19 protein-coding genes are annotated in these 16,513 nt (G+C 71.8%); 8 read left to right on the plus strand and 11 right to left on the minus strand.

Annotation, left to right across the window (positions count from 1 at the left end):
* Window positions 1–39: 39 nt before the first annotated feature.
* Entirely contained in the window at window positions 40–498 is a 459-nt protein-coding gene (locus POL72_RS33285; RefSeq protein WP_272100764.1) for a MarR family winged helix-turn-helix transcriptional regulator, read from the plus strand.
* A 163-nt stretch (window positions 499–661) separates the two neighbouring features.
* Here POL72_RS33285 and POL72_RS33290 read toward each other — a convergent pair whose 3' ends face one another.
* From POL72_RS33290 to POL72_RS33300, 3 genes are read right to left on the minus strand one after another with little or no spacing between them, the layout of a single operon-like run.
* The gene (locus POL72_RS33290) at window positions 662–1,330 is read right to left on the minus strand and encodes a glutathione S-transferase family protein (protein WP_272100766.1); all 669 of its coding nucleotides are present in this window, start codon (window positions 1,328–1,330) and stop codon (window positions 662–664) included.
* Between the two features lie 43 nt (window positions 1,331–1,373).
* A complete protein-coding gene (locus POL72_RS33295) occupies window positions 1,374–1,964 on the minus strand; it encodes an SRPBCC family protein (RefSeq protein WP_272100768.1) in 591 nt (196 codons plus the stop codon).
* 10 nt (window positions 1,965–1,974) lie between these two features.
* On the minus strand, window positions 1,975–2,304 hold the full coding sequence (locus tag POL72_RS33300) for an ArsR/SmtB family transcription factor (protein WP_272100770.1): 330 nt from the start codon (window positions 2,302–2,304) through the stop codon (window positions 1,975–1,977).
* Window positions 2,305–2,412: 108 nt separating this feature from the next.
* Between POL72_RS33300 and POL72_RS33305 the strand changes: the two genes are divergently transcribed.
* The 3 genes from POL72_RS33305 to POL72_RS33315 all read left to right on the plus strand — a co-directional run bounded on the left by POL72_RS33305 (window position 2,413) and on the right by POL72_RS33315 (window position 3,858).
* Window positions 2,413–2,931 carry an SRPBCC family protein gene (locus POL72_RS33305; protein WP_272100772.1) on the plus strand — a complete coding sequence of 173 codons (519 nt, stop codon included), beginning with the start codon at window positions 2,413–2,415 and terminating at the stop codon, window positions 2,929–2,931.
* Window positions 2,915–3,274, plus strand: coding sequence for an ArsR/SmtB family transcription factor (locus POL72_RS33310; protein WP_272100774.1), 360 nt, complete (start codon window positions 2,915–2,917; stop codon window positions 3,272–3,274). Before POL72_RS33305 ends, POL72_RS33310 begins: the two co-directional genes overlap by 17 nt.
* A 92-nt stretch (window positions 3,275–3,366) precedes the next feature.
* On the plus strand, window positions 3,367–3,858 hold the full coding sequence (locus tag POL72_RS33315; protein ID WP_272100776.1) for a Fur family transcriptional regulator: 492 nt from the start codon (window positions 3,367–3,369) through the stop codon (window positions 3,856–3,858).
* 311 nt (window positions 3,859–4,169) lie between these two features.
* Here the strand turns inward: POL72_RS33315 and POL72_RS33320 are convergent, their stop codons facing one another.
* The 5 genes from POL72_RS33320 to POL72_RS33340 all read right to left on the minus strand — a co-directional run bounded on the left by POL72_RS33320 (window position 4,170) and on the right by POL72_RS33340 (window position 8,100).
* Window positions 4,170–4,400, minus strand: coding sequence for a hypothetical protein (locus POL72_RS33320; protein WP_272100778.1), 231 nt, complete (start codon window positions 4,398–4,400; stop codon window positions 4,170–4,172).
* Between the two features lie 134 nt (window positions 4,401–4,534).
* The gene (locus POL72_RS33325) at window positions 4,535–5,311 is read right to left on the minus strand and encodes an ABC transporter ATP-binding protein (RefSeq protein WP_272100780.1); all 777 of its coding nucleotides are present in this window, start codon (window positions 5,309–5,311) and stop codon (window positions 4,535–4,537) included.
* Window positions 5,311–6,120, minus strand: coding sequence for an ABC transporter permease (locus POL72_RS33330; protein ID WP_272100782.1), 810 nt, complete (start codon window positions 6,118–6,120; stop codon window positions 5,311–5,313). Before POL72_RS33330 ends, POL72_RS33325 begins: the two co-directional genes overlap by 1 nt.
* Window positions 6,117–6,947, minus strand: coding sequence for a molybdate ABC transporter substrate-binding protein (modA, locus tag POL72_RS33335; protein WP_272100784.1), 831 nt, complete (start codon window positions 6,945–6,947; stop codon window positions 6,117–6,119). The genes POL72_RS33330 and modA overlap by 4 nt, the downstream gene beginning before the upstream one ends.
* 46 nt (window positions 6,948–6,993) lie before the next feature.
* Complete coding sequence (locus POL72_RS33340) at window positions 6,994–8,100, minus strand: XRE family transcriptional regulator (protein ID WP_272100786.1); 1,107 nt, start codon at window positions 8,098–8,100, stop codon at window positions 6,994–6,996.
* A gap of 272 nt (window positions 8,101–8,372) precedes the next feature.
* Here POL72_RS33340 and POL72_RS33345 point away from each other — a divergent pair, with 272 nt between their 5' ends.
* Window positions 8,373–9,791: a sensor histidine kinase gene (locus POL72_RS33345; protein ID WP_272100788.1), complete on the plus strand. Its 1,419-nt coding sequence runs from the start codon at window positions 8,373–8,375 to the stop codon at window positions 9,789–9,791.
* 77 nt (window positions 9,792–9,868) lie between these two features.
* Here POL72_RS33345 and POL72_RS33350 read toward each other — a convergent pair whose 3' ends face one another.
* On the minus strand, window positions 9,869–10,411 hold the full coding sequence (locus POL72_RS33350; protein WP_272100790.1) for a GNAT family N-acetyltransferase: 543 nt from the start codon (window positions 10,409–10,411) through the stop codon (window positions 9,869–9,871).
* Entirely contained in the window at window positions 10,408–11,658 is a 1,251-nt protein-coding gene (locus POL72_RS33355; RefSeq protein WP_272100792.1) for a class-II aminoacyl-tRNA synthetase family protein, read from the minus strand. Before POL72_RS33355 ends, POL72_RS33350 begins: the two co-directional genes overlap by 4 nt.
* Window positions 11,659–11,726: 68 nt before the next feature.
* Here POL72_RS33355 and pdxR point away from each other — a divergent pair, with 68 nt between their 5' ends.
* Window positions 11,727–13,280, plus strand: coding sequence for a MocR-like pyridoxine biosynthesis transcription factor PdxR (pdxR, locus tag POL72_RS33360; protein ID WP_272100793.1), 1,554 nt, complete (start codon window positions 11,727–11,729; stop codon window positions 13,278–13,280).
* 284 nt (window positions 13,281–13,564) lie between these two features.
* Window positions 13,565–14,275 (plus strand): DUF3943 domain-containing protein, encoded by a 711-nt coding sequence (locus POL72_RS33365; RefSeq protein WP_272100795.1) that lies wholly within the window; start codon window positions 13,565–13,567, stop codon window positions 14,273–14,275.
* Between the two features lie 58 nt (window positions 14,276–14,333).
* Here the strand turns inward: POL72_RS33365 and POL72_RS33370 are convergent, their stop codons facing one another.
* Window positions 14,334–14,960: a TetR/AcrR family transcriptional regulator gene (locus POL72_RS33370; protein ID WP_272100797.1), complete on the minus strand. Its 627-nt coding sequence runs from the start codon at window positions 14,958–14,960 to the stop codon at window positions 14,334–14,336.
* A gap of 68 nt (window positions 14,961–15,028) precedes the next feature.
* On the opposite strand from POL72_RS33370, the gene POL72_RS33375 reads away from it, so the two are divergent.
* Window positions 15,029–16,465, plus strand: coding sequence for an FAD-dependent monooxygenase (locus POL72_RS33375; protein WP_272100799.1), 1,437 nt, complete (start codon window positions 15,029–15,031; stop codon window positions 16,463–16,465).
* Window positions 16,466–16,513 lie beyond the last annotated feature (48 nt).

Consider the following 16,513-nt stretch of genomic DNA (forward strand, 5'->3'; position numbering starts at 1 on the left):
CTGTTGCCTTCGGGACACCACCCATGTATATCGCATGCTATGAAAGTCAAGGGAGGCCCCGCGTGGGCGCCCGAGTCCGTGCCCACCTTCTGGATCAACCACGCCTCGCGGTTGATCATGCGCCATTTCGAGGAGCAGCTCCGCCCTCTCGGGTTCGGGATGGCCTACCTCCCGGTGATCATCGCCCTCGAGGAGAACGGTCCTCTCCTGCAAAGGGATCTCCTCGAGCGCGCCCACGTCGAGCAGCCGACGATGGCGGCGCTCCTCGGCCGGATGGAGCGCGACGGGCTGATCGTGCGCGCGCCCGACCCTGTCGACGGCCGCGCACGTCGGGTGTCGCTCACGGCCAAGGCCAAGGCCCGCCTTCCCGCGGTGATGAGCGCGATGCAGCGGGTGGTCGAGCGCGCGATGTCGGGCGTGAGCGAGCGGGAGCGCGCCGCGCTGATGGCGACGTTGCGAAGGGTGGTGGAGAACCTCGACGACCCTTCCGCGGGCTGAAGCGCCAGGCGCCGTCTAGAGGGACAAACGGGGTGAAACTGCCTGAAAAGCGCAGAATTTTGAACGCCAAGGCGCCATGAGACGCCAAGGTATTTTGTTATTCTTATGGCGTCTTGTGGCGCCTTGGCGGTTCATTTCTCGCCTGAGCAACGTGATAGGTATTCTAGTCGCGATCGGTCGGCGCGCCGCCCGGGAAGTAGTGGCGGTAGGGTCGGCCGCCCTCCACAGCGCGATCGACGGACGGGCGCTCACGCAGGCGGCGGTAGTAGGCGCGGAGGTTCGGGTGGCCGTCGAAGGGGTGGACCCAGTCGGCGTAGAACAGCGACGGGGCGGCGGCGCAGTCGGCGAGGGTGAAGGCCTCGCCTGTCGCCCAGGTGCGGCCGGCGAGCTCACCGTCGAGCCAGGCGTAGACCTTGTCCAGGGTGGCGCGGGCCAGAACCTCCCCGTACTCGTCGCGCGGGTTGGACTGCATCTCGCGGATGCGGTTGTTCACGATCACCTGCATCGTATTCATGACGTAGTTGTCGAAGATGCGGTCGAATTTCCGCACCTGGAGCGCGGCGGCCGGATCGGGCGGGATCAGGCGGGCAGGGTCCGGATGAGCCTGGTCGAGCCACTCGACCACGATGGTCGCCTCCCACAGGCTGAGGTCGCCGACCCTGAGCACGGGGAACTTGCCGAGCGGCCAGATCGCCGCCAGCTCCGCGCCGGCCTGCGGATTGGAAGGCTCCAGCACACGCAGCTCGAAAGGGACGTCCTTTTCGTAGAAGGCGATGAAGGCCTTCTGGGAGTAGGATGAGAAGGGGTGGGCGTAGAGGATCGGCGTCGTCATGGCGGCCTCGCTGCTTCGCGTGTCTTCAAGCGGTTCGTGTCTGCTAGCAATCATGGTCCGGCGACACCGTCGAGCCTTCCGTCGGAGCGCCCGAAATTGCCGCAAGATCAACCTGAACGGTGTTCTGGCCGGGTCTCTTCGCGCCCCTCGCCAGCTCTTCGCCGAGCGCGTCCAGCATCTGGAGCCAGCTCGGGTGCGCGCCGGTCCGGCGAGCGAGCGCCTCGCTCACGTTCTGCTCGAGCCTCACGAGCGTCCGCCCGTTTCGCTCGGTGAAGGTGATCGACACGAGCGTCTCCTCCGGCCAGTCCCGATCGTGGCCCTGGCTCTCGGACGAGGCGGGATTCCCGTTCGCGTCAGCGATGCGCATGGTGAACGTGAGCCGCTCCGGCCGCGCGACCTCGCGATAGACACCGATGGTCCAGCAATCGCCGAACTGCGGGTTGTGGATGCACGAGTGGAAGCCTCCTCCCGGCCGGATGTCGATCCGCGCGAAGCGGATGGTGCACCCCCGCGGCGCGAACCAGCGCGCGAGCAGGTCGGGGTTCGTCCACGCATCGAACACCACGTCCCGCGGAAAATCGAACGTGCGCTCGATGAGGACCGTGGGCTCATGAGGGACTCGAGGAGATTGCATGTTGACGTGATCACCCTTTCTTCGGCGGATTCAGCTCGTGCAGGAGGTCGTCCAGCCGGTCGAACGCGTCCTCCCAGTGCTGCCGGTACTGCTCGACCCAGGTCGCCACCTCGCGCATCGGCGCGGGGTTGAGCTGGCAAACGTGCTGCCGCCCGTCGCGCCGCTTCTCGATCAGGCCCGCTCGTTCCAGGGTTGCCAGGTGCTTGGAGATGGCCTGTTGCGAGATCTGAAACGGCTGCGCCAGCTCGTGCACCGACGCAGGCCCCGTCTTGAGCCGCACGAGGATCGCGCGCCGGGTGGCGTCGCTCAGGGCGGCCAGCGTCGTGCTCAGCGAATCCACAACCGTATGGTTGTGGATCGATGCCCGGAAGTCAAGTGAAGGTCGAAGTGCAATCAATTGGTTGCACTTCGTGGTGCGGCCCTTTATTGTGCATCCAGGAGGTTGCACATGGCATCGACGGACAGGATCGAGAAGCGGGTCACGCTGCGCGCGCCCGTGTCACGCGTGTGGCGAGCGATCGCCGACGCCCGGGAGTTCGGGCGCTGGTTCGGCGTCGAGCTGGTGGGGGAGTTCGCCGCCGGCAAGACGCTCACCGGCATCTTCGATGAGGAGCTCAATGAAGCCGCCATCATCGACTACCAGAAGAGCCGCGGTCTCCGGCCTTCGAAGGTGAAGCTCCCCGAGAAGGGCGCTGTGTTCTGCACGGTGGAGCGCATCGAACCGGAGCGGTACTTCAGCTTTCGCTGGATCCCGTATGGCATCGACGCCGAGGCCGACCTGGACAACGAGCCGACGACGCTCGTCGAGTTCCGCCTCGAGGGGGTCGCTGAAGGCACGCTGCTCACCATCGTGGAGTCCGGCTTCGACCGTGTGCCAGCGCATCGACGCGAGCGCGCGTTCCGCATGAACGAGGGGGGATGGGCCGCTCAGGCCGAGAACATCGCGAAGTATGTCGAAGGCGTGTGAACCGGCGGTCGCTGATGTCTTCTTCGCCCTCGGCGACGGGACGCGGCTGTCGGTGGTGACCAGGCTCGGGGCCGGAGGAGCGCTGTCGGCGACCGCGCTCTCCGACGGAGCGAAGGTGACGCGACAGGCGATCGTGAAGCACCTCCGGGTGCTCGAGGGCGCGGGCCTCGTGACGCACGAGCGGCGCGGGCGCGAGGTCCTCTACGCGCTCGAGCCGCGGCGGATCGAGGAAGCCCGCGTGTTCCTCGACGGGATCTCCGCAGGCTGGGATCGCGCGCTCGAGCGCCTGCGTCGGATGGTCGAGGAGCCGTCGCCTCCGCCGCGGAAACGGGAAACGCTATAAGAGAGCGGCTTATCGGCGAAGTCCTGACCGAAGCTCCGCGAGGTGCCGGGCCAGCGTTGACCATCTTGCGAACGGTTCGTATAGTTCCCCGCGTGCGTCATGTGACCCAGCCGCCCGCGCTCGACGAGGCCGGCCTCGAAAGGGCGCTGGAGCGGCTGCGGCGCACGGTGCGGCAGCGCGGCCTGAAGGGGTCGTCGGTCCGCGACGCCATCGCGCGCGCTGCGCTCCTGCGGCGAGGCCACTTCTCGGTCGACGACCTGCTGAAGGAGCTCCGCGAGAGCGGCGTCGTCGATGCCCACCCCGCCACGGTGTACCGGGTCCTACCGCTCCTGGTCGAAGCGGGGCTCCTCCAGATGACGCTCGTGTCGAAGGGGGACGGCGCGCGGTACGAGCGAGCGTTCGAGCGTGAACATCACGACCATCTGATCTGCACACGCTGCGGCAAGGTCGTGGAGTTCGAGTTCGAGGCGATCGAGGTTCTTCAGCGCGATGTCGCGGAGAGATTCGGCTTCCGCTTGACGGGCCACGTCCACGAGCTGCTCGGGATCTGCAAGGACTGCAGCGCTGCCGGCGTCGAGCGCTGACGCGCGCGAGGCGCCGTGCCGGCGCCGCAGCGCGACCGGATCAGCGGCGTGCCCGACCGCGAGGCAGGCGGCGTACGTGAGCAGCGACCCGCACACCACCACCAGGTAGCCAGGCCACTCGATCCAGCCGGCGCTCAGGGCGACGAACGCGCCGACGAAGCCGAACATCGCCGCGCATCCGGCCACGGCGACCCACCGGCCAAAACGCCCCATGGCCGCGCACGCGAGCGCCCGGACCCGCGCGCTGAACGTCCCCCAGGGCCCGCCCAGCGGACGAGCCGTCGAGGACGCGCGCGCGAGCGCCTGGGCCCTCACGCGACACCTCGCCTCACGACGTTCATCACCTCGGTCGTCCTCCGCGCGTGGAGCTCCGCGGCGGCCTCTCCGAGCACGACCCACAGCGCCTCCAGGCTGGAATCGTCGAGCCGCACGGAGACGGGGCCGAGGTGAATCGAGATACCCCCGCAGTCCAGGCACCGCTGGACGTGCGCGACACCGTTGTATGCGAGGGTTTCGTGACGACAGTCCTTCGGGTTTGACAAGTCGACCTCCCGAGCGAGACGGTAACGCGAATGATTCTCATTTTCAATAAAATCGCACAGGGGTCGACTGGCGGATGGCCTCGCGACGGGGATCCGGCCGTGAAAGAGGGTCTTCGCTGCTCCTTGCTGAATTCTCAGGCTGAATCCGCGCTCCTGGAGCGCGGCGAATCGCCGCTGCTGCGCGCCGCGGCGACGAACTCCTCGACGAAGGGCGACGCCGGTCGGGCGGAGAGCTCCTCCCAGGTGCCGGCCTGCGTCACGCGCCCTGCCTCGAGGACGGCGATGCGATCTCCCAGGAGCCGCGCGTCCGTCGCGTCGTGCGTGACGACGACGGTGGGCAGGGCGAGCGTTCGCAGGTAGTCCGAGAGGAACGCCCGGACCTCGCGGCGCGAGTGGACGTCGAGCGCGGCGAGCGGCTCGTCGAGGAGCAGCGCCCGCGGGCCCACGGAGAGCGCGCGCGCGAGCGCCACGCGCTGCTTCTCGCCTCCGGAGAGCGCCTGCGTCCGCCGGCGGGCGTGCGCGGCGATGCCGAGCTCGTCGAGCATGGCGTCGACGACCTCGGCGTCGGCCGCGCGCCTCCGCCGTGAGGGAGCGCTCCTCACCGCGAACTCGACGTTCTCACGGACGCTGAGGTGCGGGAACAGCGCGTAGTCCTGGGGCACATAGCCGATCCCGCGCTGCTCGACGGGCACGTCGATCCCGGCCGCCGTGTCGAGGAGCACGGCATCGCCGACCTCCACGCGCCCTCGCTCCACGGGCAAGACGCCGAGGAGGAGCGAGAGCAAGGTCGTCTTCCCGGCGCCGTTCGGCCCCACCAGGACGAGCGAGCCGTCGCCGGTGTCGAGATCGGCGTCGATGCGCAGGCGCCCGACGCGCGCGGTCACGCGGGCGCGGAGGCGCTCCGCGGCCATCACGGCGCCGCCTCGGGGCGCTCGGTGGAGCGCCGCAGCACGGCCCGCACGAACAGGAGCAGCGTGAACGCCACGACGACGAGGACCATCGACAGCGCCTGCGCGGCGCGCAGCTCGGACTCGAGCGCCGTGTAGATGGCGAGCGGCAGCGTCTGCGTCCGCCCCTCCAGGTTGCCGGCGAACATGAGCGTCGCGCCGAACTCGCCGAGGGAGCGGGCCCAGCTCATCGCGGCCCCCGCGGCGAGCCCAGGGGCCGAGAGCGGCAGCGCCACGCGGAAGAACACCCGGAGCGGCGACGCGCCGAAGGTCCGCGCGACCACGAGGAGCCTCGGATCGACCCTCCGAAACGCGCTGATCGCCGCCTGCACGAAGAACGGCGCCGAGACGAACACCTCGGCGACGACGACCGCCGTCGTCGTGAACGAAACGGACCACCCCGCGGGGTAGAGCCATCCGGCGAGGAGCCCGCGGCGGCCGAACGCGAGCAGCAGCGCGACGCCCGCGACAGCGGGCGGGATGACGATGGGCAGCTGCACCACCGCCTCGACAGCGCGCGAGAGCCGCCCGCGCGAGCGCGCGAGCGTCCAGGAGAGCGGCGTCCCCAGGACGACCACGACGGCGAGGCTCGCGGAGGTCGTCAGGAGGCTCAGGCGCAGCGCGGGCCACACGAGGGGGTGGCGGAGCCCCTGCTCGACGTCCCCCGCCGTGGCCATCGCAAACAAGGCCAGGATCGGGACGGCCAGGAAGGCCACGAGGACCGCGCCGACCGCGGCCAGGGCGACCCGCTCCGCGCAAAGGCGCCCGCTCACCGAGGCGCGCCGCTCCCGGAAGGCACGAGGAACCCGGCGCGCCACAGCGCCGTCCGGCCGGCCTCCGAGGTCACGAGGTCGACCCACGCGCGCGCGAGCCCGGGGTGCGCGGCGCCGGACACGACGGCGATCGGGTACTCGGCGATGACGTTGACCTCGGGCGGGATCGCCACGACGACCACGCCGTCCTGCGCCGCCTGCGCGTCCGTCCGGTAGACCACGCCCGCCTGCGCTTCACCGAGGCGCACCTTGGCGAGCACCTGCCGCACGTTCGGCTCGCGCGAGGCGACCTTGGACTCCACGCGCGCGCGGAAATCCGCGCCAAGGGAGGCCGACGCGCGATCGAGGATCTGCTGCGTATAACGGCCGATCGGGACCTCGGGCGTGCCGATGACGATGCGCGCCGCGGCGGGGAGGTCGGCGAGCCCCCGGACGGTCGCGGCGCTCTCGCTCGCGACGACGAGGACGGGCTCGTTGCGCGCGAAGACGACGGGGCCCGCGGCGCGCTGGGATTTCACGAGCTCGTCCATGTGGCGCTGATCCGCCGAGGCGAACACGTCGGCCGCGGCGCCGTGCTCGAGCTGCGTGCGGAGCTCCTGCGTGCCGGCGAAGTTGAACGTGACCTCGACGCCCGGATAGGAGCGCTTGAAGTCCTCTCCCAGCGCGGTGAACACGTCCCGGAGGGAGGCGGCGGCGAAGACGACGAGCTTGTCCTCTCGCTGGGCGGACGCCGGCTCCGAGCGCTCGCAGCCGCCGAGGACGGCGAGGCACGCCGCGAGGATCAGGAGGGGGAGGGCTCGCAACAGCTGTCGTCGGGGGTACTTCATCCGGGAGACTCCTGGGGTCCGTCGTGCCATGGCTCGGGTCGCGCGGTCATGCCGCTCGCACCTCGGCGACCCGCTCGCCCGCCCGGCGAGCGTCGTAGGCGAGCGCCGAGAGCTCGCGGCGGAACTCCCCTGAGACGAGGACGTCGAGCAGGCGCTGCACCCTGCCGTCGTCGAGCCCCTCGCGCGGGACCGCGAGGTCGTAACGCTCCTCGGCCAGGGGCACGAAGCCGAGCCCGAACGCCATCGCCGCGTCGCGCGTCGCGACGCCGGTGTCCGCCGCGCCCATCGCCACGGCGCGCGCGACGTCGAGGTGGCCGGCGACCCGCAGGTGCGGCCTGCGGGCGAGCTCGAGCGGCAGCCCGTGGCCGCGCACCTCGCGCTCGAGGAGCCGCTGGGCGCCGGCGCCCGCCTCGCGGCCGGCGAGGCGCAGGCCGGGGAGGCCGAGGTCGGCCGCGCCGCGGATGCGGTCCGCGTCCTCGCGGCGAACGATGAGGCCCGCCTCCCAGCGCGCCAGCGTGATGAGGACGATCGGATCGGCGTGCCCGAGCCGGCGGACGTCGGCGACGTTCGCCTCGCCGGTGCGCGCGTCGACGAGGTGCACGCCCGCGACGTGGGTCCGCTGCCGGGCCAGCGCCTGGAGGGCCGCGGTGCTCGAGCGGGGGAACCAGAGGAACCGCCCCGGCCCGGGCCTCGTGTTGAGGCGGTCGGCGAGCAGCCCGAGGCCGGCCGCGCAGCCCATCACGACGACGTTCTCCTCGACCTCGGCGAGCGCCCGGAGAGGCTCGACGACGGCCCTCCCGCGCCGCTCGCCGGTCACGATGCCGTCCGCCGCCATCCGCACCGCGTCCCGCTCGAGCGGGTAGGAGACCCAGCGATCCGCGATGCGCGCGACCGCAGCGCGGCCCAGCGCCGCCGGAGCGTCGGTCTCGGTCGCGAGATCCGCCGCCGCGCTCGGCTCCCCGAAGAGGTCCTCGACCGAGCAGTCGAGGGCGCTCGCGAGGCGCAGCGCGACGTCGACCGCCGGGGTCGCGCGGCCCGCCTCGATGGCGCCCACGCTCTGCCTCGTGAGGCGGGCGCGCTCGGCGAGCGCCACCTGGGACAGCCCGCGCGCCTCGCGCCGCTCGCGAACCCGGTTCGCCGCTCGCTCCGTCATGACGCACACTCTTTACACCGAGGAACGCTTGCTTGTCATCCGCTGGCGGCCTCGAGGCGCTCCTCGTCCCCCGACAAGTCGAGCCCTGACACGACGAGCCGCCCTGCTCGTCGCGCGTTGTCCTGCCACGCTCCCGCTCGCCGCCGGAGCGCGTCCTGCCGTGCTGTGTGGCGCCGGGGCGCCTTGCTCTTCGTGCAACGCGGCCTAGCCTTCGCGGAGTGGCTCAGCCCCACGGATCCGCCGACGCCCGTCGAGAGGACGGAACTTCGGTCATGCCGACGCGGACGAGCTTCGAGGCCACGGCGAGGATGGGCTACGCCATCCTCACCCTGCTCCTGGCGCTCGGCATGGCGTTCTCGGTGCGGCGCTTCTCGTCCGTGGCCGAGGCTCAGATCGATCGGCTACGCGCCAAAGAGCACGAGATCACGCTCGTGGAGCGGCTCGGGTGGAGCAGCGAGCTCATCGTGTCCGAGGGCAGGGGCTACCTCATCTCCGGCGATCCGGAGCTCCTCGAGCAGGCGAAGATCGCCAGGGCGCGCTTCGGCGAGCACGTCAGGGCGCTCCGCGACCATGCGCTCAGCCCGACCGGTCTCCAGCGGGTGGCCGAGGTCGAGCAGGCGGCCAGGCGCCTCGTCCGGACGCAGGAAGAGCTGCTCGCCGCCCGGCAGCGGACCGAGGAAGTGGGCGAGCTCGTGCGTCGGTTCGATGAGGAGCTGAGGCCGCTTCACCGCGATCTCGAGGGCTCCCTCGCCCGCCTCGTCGACCACAAGCAAGCCCTCCTCAAGCAGCTCTACGACGACGCGAAGGCGGAGCGAGCCCGGCTGGAGGTGTGGCTCGATGGCCTGCTGGGCTTGCTGGTCGTGGCCGGCCTGGGGATCGCCTGGTACTTCACGAAGCTCCTCGGCGGCCCGTACCACAAGGCGCGGGAGGCGCGCGACGCCGCGCGCCTGGCGCTGGCGGCCCGCGACGAGCTCATGGGCATCGTGGCCCACGATCTGCGCAACCCGCTCGGCGCCATCGCGCTGAAGGCCGCGCTGCTGCGGAGGGGAGCCGACTCCGAGCGGACACGGCAGCAAGCGGAGTCGATCGAGCACGTCTCCCTGCGGATGGAGCACCTCATCAGGACCATGCTCGACGTGACGACGATGCAAGCCTCCACGTTCTCGGTGACGCCGAAGCCGTGCGCGGTGGAGGACCTCCTGCACGAGACCATGGAGATGTTCGGGCCGCTCTCCGAGTCGAAGCAGGTCCGGTTCGAGCAGTCCCTGAAGGAGCCCGGGCTCGTGATCCGCGCGGAGTGGGAGCGCGTGCTCCAGGTGCTGTCGAACCTCGTCGGGAACGCGCTGAAATTCACGCCCCAGAGCGGCCAGGTGACCCTCTCGGTGGACCGGGACGGGGCGATGGCCCGCTTCGCGGTCCTCGACTCGGGGCCAGGGATCCCCTCCCAGAACCTCACGAGCATCTTCGAGCGGTTCTGGAAGGACGAGACGCCCGGGAAGAAGGGCACCGGCCTGGGGCTCTACATCGCCAAGGGGATCGTCGACGCGCACGGCGGCCGCATCTGGGTGGAGAGCGAGGTCGGGCAGGGCGCCCGGTTCTACTTCACGCTCCCGATCGCCGAGGCGGCGGGACACGAGGCGGCCGAGGCGCCGGCGCCGCCAGCGAAAGGCGACGACCGCCCGCGCGGGTGAGGCGTCGATCGACGCGGCACGCGGCACGCGGCAACGTGGCCCGCGGCCCGCGGCGGCGCCTCCCGGGACGCCCCGCTTCACGGCTGCCCGCCGGCCAGCGCGCCCTCCCGGACGCGCGCGTAGAGCAGCACGTCACCCACCCGCCCGTCCTTCACGACGTGGCGGCGCATCCGCGCCTCGAACGCGTAGCCCGCCTTCTCGAGCACGCGGGCGGACGCCCCGTTCCAGTCGAAGACCCCCGCCTGGACGCGCTCGAGGCCCAGCTGCTCGAAGCCGTACCGCGTCAGCGCGATCACCGCCTCGGTCGCCAGCCCGCGGCCCCAGTAGGACGCGCCGAGCCAGTAGCCGAGCTCCGCGCTGTGCCGGTGCACGTCGTCGAGGCGCTCGAGGCCGATGCCGCCGGCCGCCTCGCCGGCGACGACGATCGCCAGGCCCTCGCCGGGCCGCGCGTTCGCCGCGCAGTGCGCGATCCAGCCCTCGGCGTCCTCGCGCGTGTACGGGTGCGGGAAGCGATCGCGGAGGTTCGCCCAGACGCGGCGGTCGTTCGCGTTCTTCACGAGCGCGTCGACGTCGACCGCAGCCCAGGGACGCAGGGTGAACGCGGGCATCTCGAGGATCATGGGGTCGCTCCTTCCGGTCGAGCCTCGCCGGCCCGAGCCTCCGATCGATCGAAGAGCTTCACGAGGATCTCGCTCCCGACGCCGGTCGCGACCATCCGCTCGCGCCGGTTCGAGAGCAGCGCGCCGAGCCACGATAAGGCGCCGCCGTCCCCGATCGGGAGCTCGAGGCCGTCGTCCCGCCGGATGATGAGCTGGATGAACGGCCCGGCGTAGTAGCCGAGCCCCTGCAGCCGCGCGAGATCGTAGGCGACCTCGACCTCCGGCCGCGCGCGGGTGAGCGGCTCGCTCACCTCGGCGACCCAGCGCTCGGCGCGCGCGATGAGCTCGGGGCCGAGGCCGAGGGACCGCGCGGCCTCCACGACATCCGCCGCGCGCCGCGGCAGATCGACGGCGGCCTCGCGCAGGGCCGCCTCGGACGACCCGGGCTCGTGCGCCTTCGCCCGCCGCGTCATCGCGTCCGCGTCGACGCCGCGCGCGCCGAGGCTCGCGCGGACCAGCGACGTGTCGGAGAGCACGACGCGCAGCCCCGCGGCGCGAAAGCCCGCGTGCGGCAGCGCGCGGACCAGGTCGGCCCAGACGAGGAGGTGCTCCAGCAGGGCGCGCCGCTCGCACGCGTCGTCCTCGCCCCGCGCCGGCGAGCGGGCCGCCGTCGCGAGGGCGAACAGGCGGAAGTGCGGCGTGAAGCCCGGCTGGGTCGTGGGCTGCATGCGCAGGACGCGCTGGCTCGCGCAGAACCGCAGCGGCTCGCCGCCCCGCGTCCCGCGCCGGCGCCGCGCGGCGTGCAGCGCGAGGCCCGTCGTGGGATCCGCGGCGACCTCGGCGAAGCGGACCGTCGCGAGCACGTTGTTCGGCTCGACGCCCGCGCACGCGGTGGCGCCAAGGGGCCCGATCGGGGCGAGATCCACCGCCTCGAAGCCCGCCGCCGCCGCGTACGCCGCCGCGTCGAGGGCGTGCAGCCGCCGGGCGTCCGCCGTCGAGGCGTGCGTCATGGGCGCGCGCTCCGCGTGGTCGAGGACGTCGGCGAAGCTCCGCCGCAGCGCGCGCCGGCGCAGGCAATGGAGCAGGAGCGTGGTCAGCTCGTTGCCCGGGAGCTCCTCGGCGAGGAGCCGATCGAGCGGCTGGCCGGGGTGCTCCTCGGCCGCGCGGCGGGCGATGCGCGACGAGAGCTCGCCCGTCTTGTCGCCTTCGAGCGGTCGCCGCGAGGGAGCGGTTGACGGCGTCGTGGGGTCGTCATGGGCGGTGGGCATGGCTGGCTCCTCGTCGACACCGTGCCCCGGATCTGGCACCCTGGAAAGGTCCAGAACAGCCGGTTTCGATGGTGCCAGCGCGCTCCACCTCTCAGGCCGCCCACGCCTTCCTCCACCTGCAGCGCGGCGCGCCGGCGACGCTGGCCGCCCAGCTCGTGGAGCAGCTGCGCCGCGCCGTGCTCGACGGTGTCCTCCAGCCGGATCACCTGCTCCCGTCGTCCCGCGAGCTCGCGCGGGAGCTCGGCGTGTCGCGCAACACGGCGGCGGCGGCGTACGAGGCGCTGGCCGCGGACGGCACCATCGTGGTCCGCCCCCGGCGGGCGCCTGTCGTCGCCCACGTGCCGGCGCGCGCGGGGTGGCAGGGCGCCGCCCGCGCCCAGCCCGCGGCCTCCGCGCCGCGCCTGTCGAAGAGCGCGCGGCGCCTCGCGGCGGTGGTGCCCCCCGACAAGCTCGACGCGCTCCTCGAGAGCCGCGCCCGTTCGCGCCCGTTCGGGGTTGGCCTGCCGGACCTCGATCTGCTCCCGTGGCGCATCTTCGAGCGGTGCCTCGCGCGCCGCGTCCGCTCGATGTCGGCGGCCGACGCGCTCGACCACGATCCGCGGGGCGCGCCGCTGCTCCGGCGCGCCGTGCTCCACCACATCGCGGTGGCCCGCGGCGTGCGCGCGACGGTCGACCAGGTGTTCATCACGGAGGGATCCCAGGCCGCGGTGGACCTGTGCTGCCGCGCGCTGCTCGACCCGGGCGACGCCGCCTGGGTCGAGGACCCGGGGCCGCTCGCCCTCCGCGCGGCGGTGCGCATGGCGGGCGCGCGGCCGATCCCGATCCCTGTCGACGACGACGGGCTCCGGGTGCACGTCGGCGCGCATCGGCGTCGGGGCGCGCCGCGCGCGCGGGCCGCCTTCGTGTCGCCGGCCTACGCGTTCCCCTCCGGCGCGCGGCTCACGCTGCCGCGGCGCATCGAGCTCCTGTCCTGGGCCGCCAGGGCGGGCGCCGTCGTCGTCGAGATCGACTACGAGGGCGAGCTGCGGTTCGACGGCACGCCGCTGCCCTCGCTCCTCAGCCTCGACCTCGAGGGCGTGAAGGATCGCGTGTTCCACGTGGGGACCTTCAGCCGCTCGCTGTTCCCGGGTCTGCGGCTCGGCTTCATGATCGTGCCGCCCGCGCTGGTGCGCGCCGTGGCCGCGGTGCGCGCGGCGTCGACGCGCTCGCCGCCTTACCTGCTGCAGGCCGCGCTCGCCGACTTCATCGACGAGGGCCACTTCGCGCGCCACCTCCGGAAGCTGAAGCAGGCGACGCGGCGCCGGCGCGACCTCCTGCTCGCGGAGCTCGGGCTGCTCTTGCCGAGCGCCGTCCGGGCGCGGGTGCCGGCGGGGGGCTCGGTGCTGACGCTCGACCTGCCCGCGGGCGCGGACGACGTCGCCATCGTCCAGGCGCTCGCGGCGCGTGGCGTCGACGCGCAGCCGCTCTCGCGCAGCACGGCGGCGCGCGCTTCGGCCCGCGCGCCGCGCGCGCCCGGGCTCATCCTGGGGTTCGGCGCGCACTCGGAGAGCGCGCTCCGGGACGCGGCGCGGACGCTGGCGGCCGTCGTGGTGGGGGCGATCGGGGCGGGCGAGCCGAGATGAAGCGCCGGCGGCGCGGCGCCCAGCTTGGAAATCGGAGAAATAAACCGCCAAGTCGCCAAGGACGCCAAGGACGCCAAGAAGAGATTAAAATCTTGGCGTCCTTGGCGACTTGGCGGTTCATTTTCATGCCTTCTTGGCGACTTGGCGGTTCATTTTCATGCCTTCTTGGCGTCCTTGGCGACTTGGCGGTTCAACTTCTTGCTGTTGCATGCGGCTTCAACCCGTCTGTCGCTCTAGACTTGGGTCTGGTCGCCGCACCCACCGCGCGCCGCGGCCGCTCCCCAATGGCCCCGATCCGCCTGTGCGCCGCCGCTTCCCTCGCCGTCCTGGTCTCCGCGTGCGCTGGCCGGACCACGGCGGTTCCTCCGGCCGAGTCGGCCTTACCGCCGAGCCTCCCGGCCCCGTTGCAGGAGCGCGCGCCTGCCGCGGGGGAGCCCCAGGCGTGGCCGCGCGCCGCCGCGGCCGAGGCCGTGGAGCCCCTCTGGGCGCCGCCGATCGTGCACACCCTGGCCGTGCTCACGGTGACCCGCAGCGTGGAGGCGGCGCTGTGGCCCGACCCCTTCGCCGACTTTCGCGTGGAGCGATGGGGATACCACTATGGCGAGGCGCTCACGAAGCCGCCGCTCTTCGACGCCGCTCAGCCCGCCTTCCGGTGGGATCACGACCCGTGGACGATCAACGTGGTCGGCCACGGCCTGCTCGGGAGCGAGATGTACCTCAGGGCGCGGATATGCCGCTTCGGCGCCCCGGCCGCGGTCGCGTTCGCCGTCGCCGGCACCCACCTCTGGGAGTACGGCTACGAGGCCAACGGCGTCCGGCCCTCGGCGCTCGATCTCGTCTATACGCCGCTCGCGGGCGTCCTCCTGGGCGAGCTCCGGTACGCGACCTGGCGCGCGGCAGGGAGCATCGAGAGCGCGCCCGCGCGCCTGATCGTGCGCGCCCTCATGGACCCGTTCGGCGAGATCGAGCGGGGTGCCGGGGTCTCCGGCTGCTGATCCCTGCTCGATGGAGAGTGATTGAACGGCGTCTCCTTCTCGGCCGGCGGCGGATGGGTCATCCGGTCGTCTGCCAGCTCGAGCTCGCCGCCATCCCGTGAACGGCCGCGAAGCCGTGATCGATCAACGCGATGAACGCAGCGTTCGCCTTCTTCGCCGAGCCTCCGCGCTCGAACACGCGGATCGCTTCGGCGTAAGCCGTGCGCCACGTCAGCACGACCATGCCGGCGACGAGCCGCGCGAGGCCATCGGGCTTCGGACCAGCGAGATCGACCGCGAGCCCCTCGACCACCTCGTCCCCCATCTCGCGGAGGCGCGCCTTGAGCGACGGGCTCGCCGCAACGACGCGCCACCAGCCGACCGTTCGGCCGTCGATGCGAGCGAACGGATGCCTCTGCTCGCACAGCCTGTCGACGAGCCGGCGGAGCGCGTCGATCGGCGATTGCCCCTGCGCCCTCCCGCTGATTGCCTCGCGCAAGAGCAGCTTCACCTCGTCCTCGCGATCCAGGAAGAGGTCCTCCTTGCGCGCGAAGTAGTTGAACACCGTCATCTTGGAGACATTTGCGACGGCGGCGATCTCCTCGACCGTCACCGCGTCGAAGCCGCGCGCGAAGAACATCGCCGTCGCGACGTCGGAGATCCGCTGCCTGGTCTCGCGCTTCTTGCTTTCGCGGAGCTCGCCCATGGATGAAATCTTAGACTAAGACAAAAATTCTGCTTGCACAAAGTTTTACCGAGTCCAACATTCACGTCATGATTCACGATGTGGTCATCGTAGGCGCTGGCCCGGTAGGGCTTTTCCTCTCGATCGAGCTCGCGACCGCGGGCGTGAAGCCGCTCGTGCTGGAGCGGCTCGTGGAGCCCGACCGCATGATCAAGGCCGCCGGGGTCGGCGCGGTGGCAGCCGAGGCGCTGGAACGACGCGGGCTCGCGCGCGCGCTCGAGGACGAGCGCCGTGCCGTCATGGCGCTGATGATGCCGGCGCTGAAGGCGCGCTTCGGCCCTGGACCGGTGAGGAGGCCGGGAGGCCATTTCTCTGGCCTGTTCTTGATCGATGGGAGCCTCCAGCGCGACCCGGAGCGCCACATGCGCCTCGTGCCGCAGGAGGCGCTCGAGAAGATCCTGAGCGCGCGCGCGGCGGAGCTCGGGATCGAAATCCGTCGCGGCGTCACGGTGGAAGGCTTCGAGCGGGGCGACGACGGCGTGACCGTGCAGACGAGCGCGGGCCCCCTGAGCGCGAAGTACCTCGTCGGCTGCGACGGCGGCCGGAGCCGCGTCCGCAAGCTCGCCGGCTTCGAGTTCCCCGGAACGGATCCGACCATCACCGGCTATCAGGCTGTCGTCGAGCTCGATACGCCCGAGAAGCTCGGGACCGGTTGGCACCGAACGCCGCGCGGCCTCGTCGCGTCCGGACCGATGCCGGGGCGCGTCTTCACGGCGGAGTTCAACGGGCCGCCGCCCCATCGGGATGCGCCGATCACGCAAGCCGAGTTCGAGGCGGCGATCCAGCGCGTGAGCGGCACCGACGTCAAGATCCTGTCGATGACGATGGCGACGCGCTGGACCGACAACGCGCGGCAGGCGACGACCTACCGGATGGGCCGCGTCTTTCTCGCCGGTGACGCCGCGCACGTCCACTCGCCCTTCGGCGGCCAAGGCTTGAACCTCGGCCTCGTCGACGCCGCGAACCTTGGCTTCAAGCTCGCCGCGGCGGTGAAGGGGCGCGAGCATCTCCTCGACTCGTACACCGCCGAGCGCCATCCCGTGGCTGCGAGCGTCCTCGAAAATACCCGCGCTCAAGTCGCGCTGATGCGCCCTGACCCGCTCACGAGCGCGCTCCGCACCATCGTGAGCGACCTGATGAAGCTGCCTGAAGGCAATCGCTACTTCGGCGAGATGCTCACGGGCGTCGGCATTCGTTACGACCTCGGCGACGACGACCCGCTCGTCGGCACCCTCGCGAAGGACCAGCTCCTCACGCTCGAAGGCGGCAGCGAAGACCGGCTCTACGCGCTGATGGAGAGAGGCGGCGGCCTCTTCATCTCCCCTTCGGAGCGTTCACTCCCGCACGACGTGCACCACGCACGCACCAAGGACGGCCCGTCGATGCTCGTCCGCCCGGATGGCTGCATCGCGTGGACAGACGCGTCATCGAAGTCGCTCGACGACGCGCTCGCGCGCTGGTTCTGAATCGGAGCGACTTGCCCGCCCAGCACCCGACGCGGGAACGGCCCGGGC

It is taken from the genome of Sorangium aterium (assembly GCF_028368935.1).
GTDB lineage: Bacteria > Myxococcota_A > Polyangia > Polyangiales > Polyangiaceae > Sorangium > Sorangium atrum.

Coding starts and splice junctions, on each gene's coding strand:
- POL72_RS33305 (WP_272100772.1), top strand. CDS start 2,413: ATGGCATCGACGGACAGGATCGAGAAGCGGGTCACGCTGCGCGCGCCC.
- POL72_RS33325 (WP_272100780.1), bottom strand. CDS start 5,311: ATGGCCGCGGAGCGCCTCCGCGCCCGCGTGACCGCGCGCGTCGGGCGC.
- POL72_RS33290 (WP_272100766.1), bottom strand. CDS start 1,330: ATGACGACGCCGATCCTCTACGCCCACCCCTTCTCATCCTACTCCCAG.
- POL72_RS33365 (WP_272100795.1), top strand. CDS start 13,565: ATGGCCCCGATCCGCCTGTGCGCCGCCGCTTCCCTCGCCGTCCTGGTC.
- POL72_RS33355 (WP_272100792.1), bottom strand. CDS start 11,658: ATGCCCACCGCCCATGACGACCCCACGACGCCGTCAACCGCTCCCTCG.
- POL72_RS33370 (WP_272100797.1), bottom strand. CDS start 14,960: ATGGGCGAGCTCCGCGAAAGCAAGAAGCGCGAGACCAGGCAGCGGATC.
- POL72_RS33340 (WP_272100786.1), bottom strand. CDS start 8,100: ATGACGGAGCGAGCGGCGAACCGGGTTCGCGAGCGGCGCGAGGCGCGC.
- POL72_RS33285 (WP_272100764.1), top strand. CDS start 40: ATGAAAGTCAAGGGAGGCCCCGCGTGGGCGCCCGAGTCCGTGCCCACC.
- POL72_RS33345 (WP_272100788.1), top strand. CDS start 8,373: ATGCCGACGCGGACGAGCTTCGAGGCCACGGCGAGGATGGGCTACGCC.
- POL72_RS33375 (WP_272100799.1), top strand. CDS start 15,029: ATGATTCACGATGTGGTCATCGTAGGCGCTGGCCCGGTAGGGCTTTTC.
- pdxR (WP_272100793.1), top strand. CDS start 11,727: ATGGTGCCAGCGCGCTCCACCTCTCAGGCCGCCCACGCCTTCCTCCAC.
- POL72_RS33350 (WP_272100790.1), bottom strand. CDS start 10,411: ATGATCCTCGAGATGCCCGCGTTCACCCTGCGTCCCTGGGCTGCGGTC.
- POL72_RS33295 (WP_272100768.1), bottom strand. CDS start 1,964: ATGCAATCTCCTCGAGTCCCTCATGAGCCCACGGTCCTCATCGAGCGC.
- POL72_RS33310 (WP_272100774.1), top strand. CDS start 2,915: ATGTCGAAGGCGTGTGAACCGGCGGTCGCTGATGTCTTCTTCGCCCTC.
- modA (WP_272100784.1), bottom strand. CDS start 6,947: ATGAAGTACCCCCGACGACAGCTGTTGCGAGCCCTCCCCCTCCTGATC.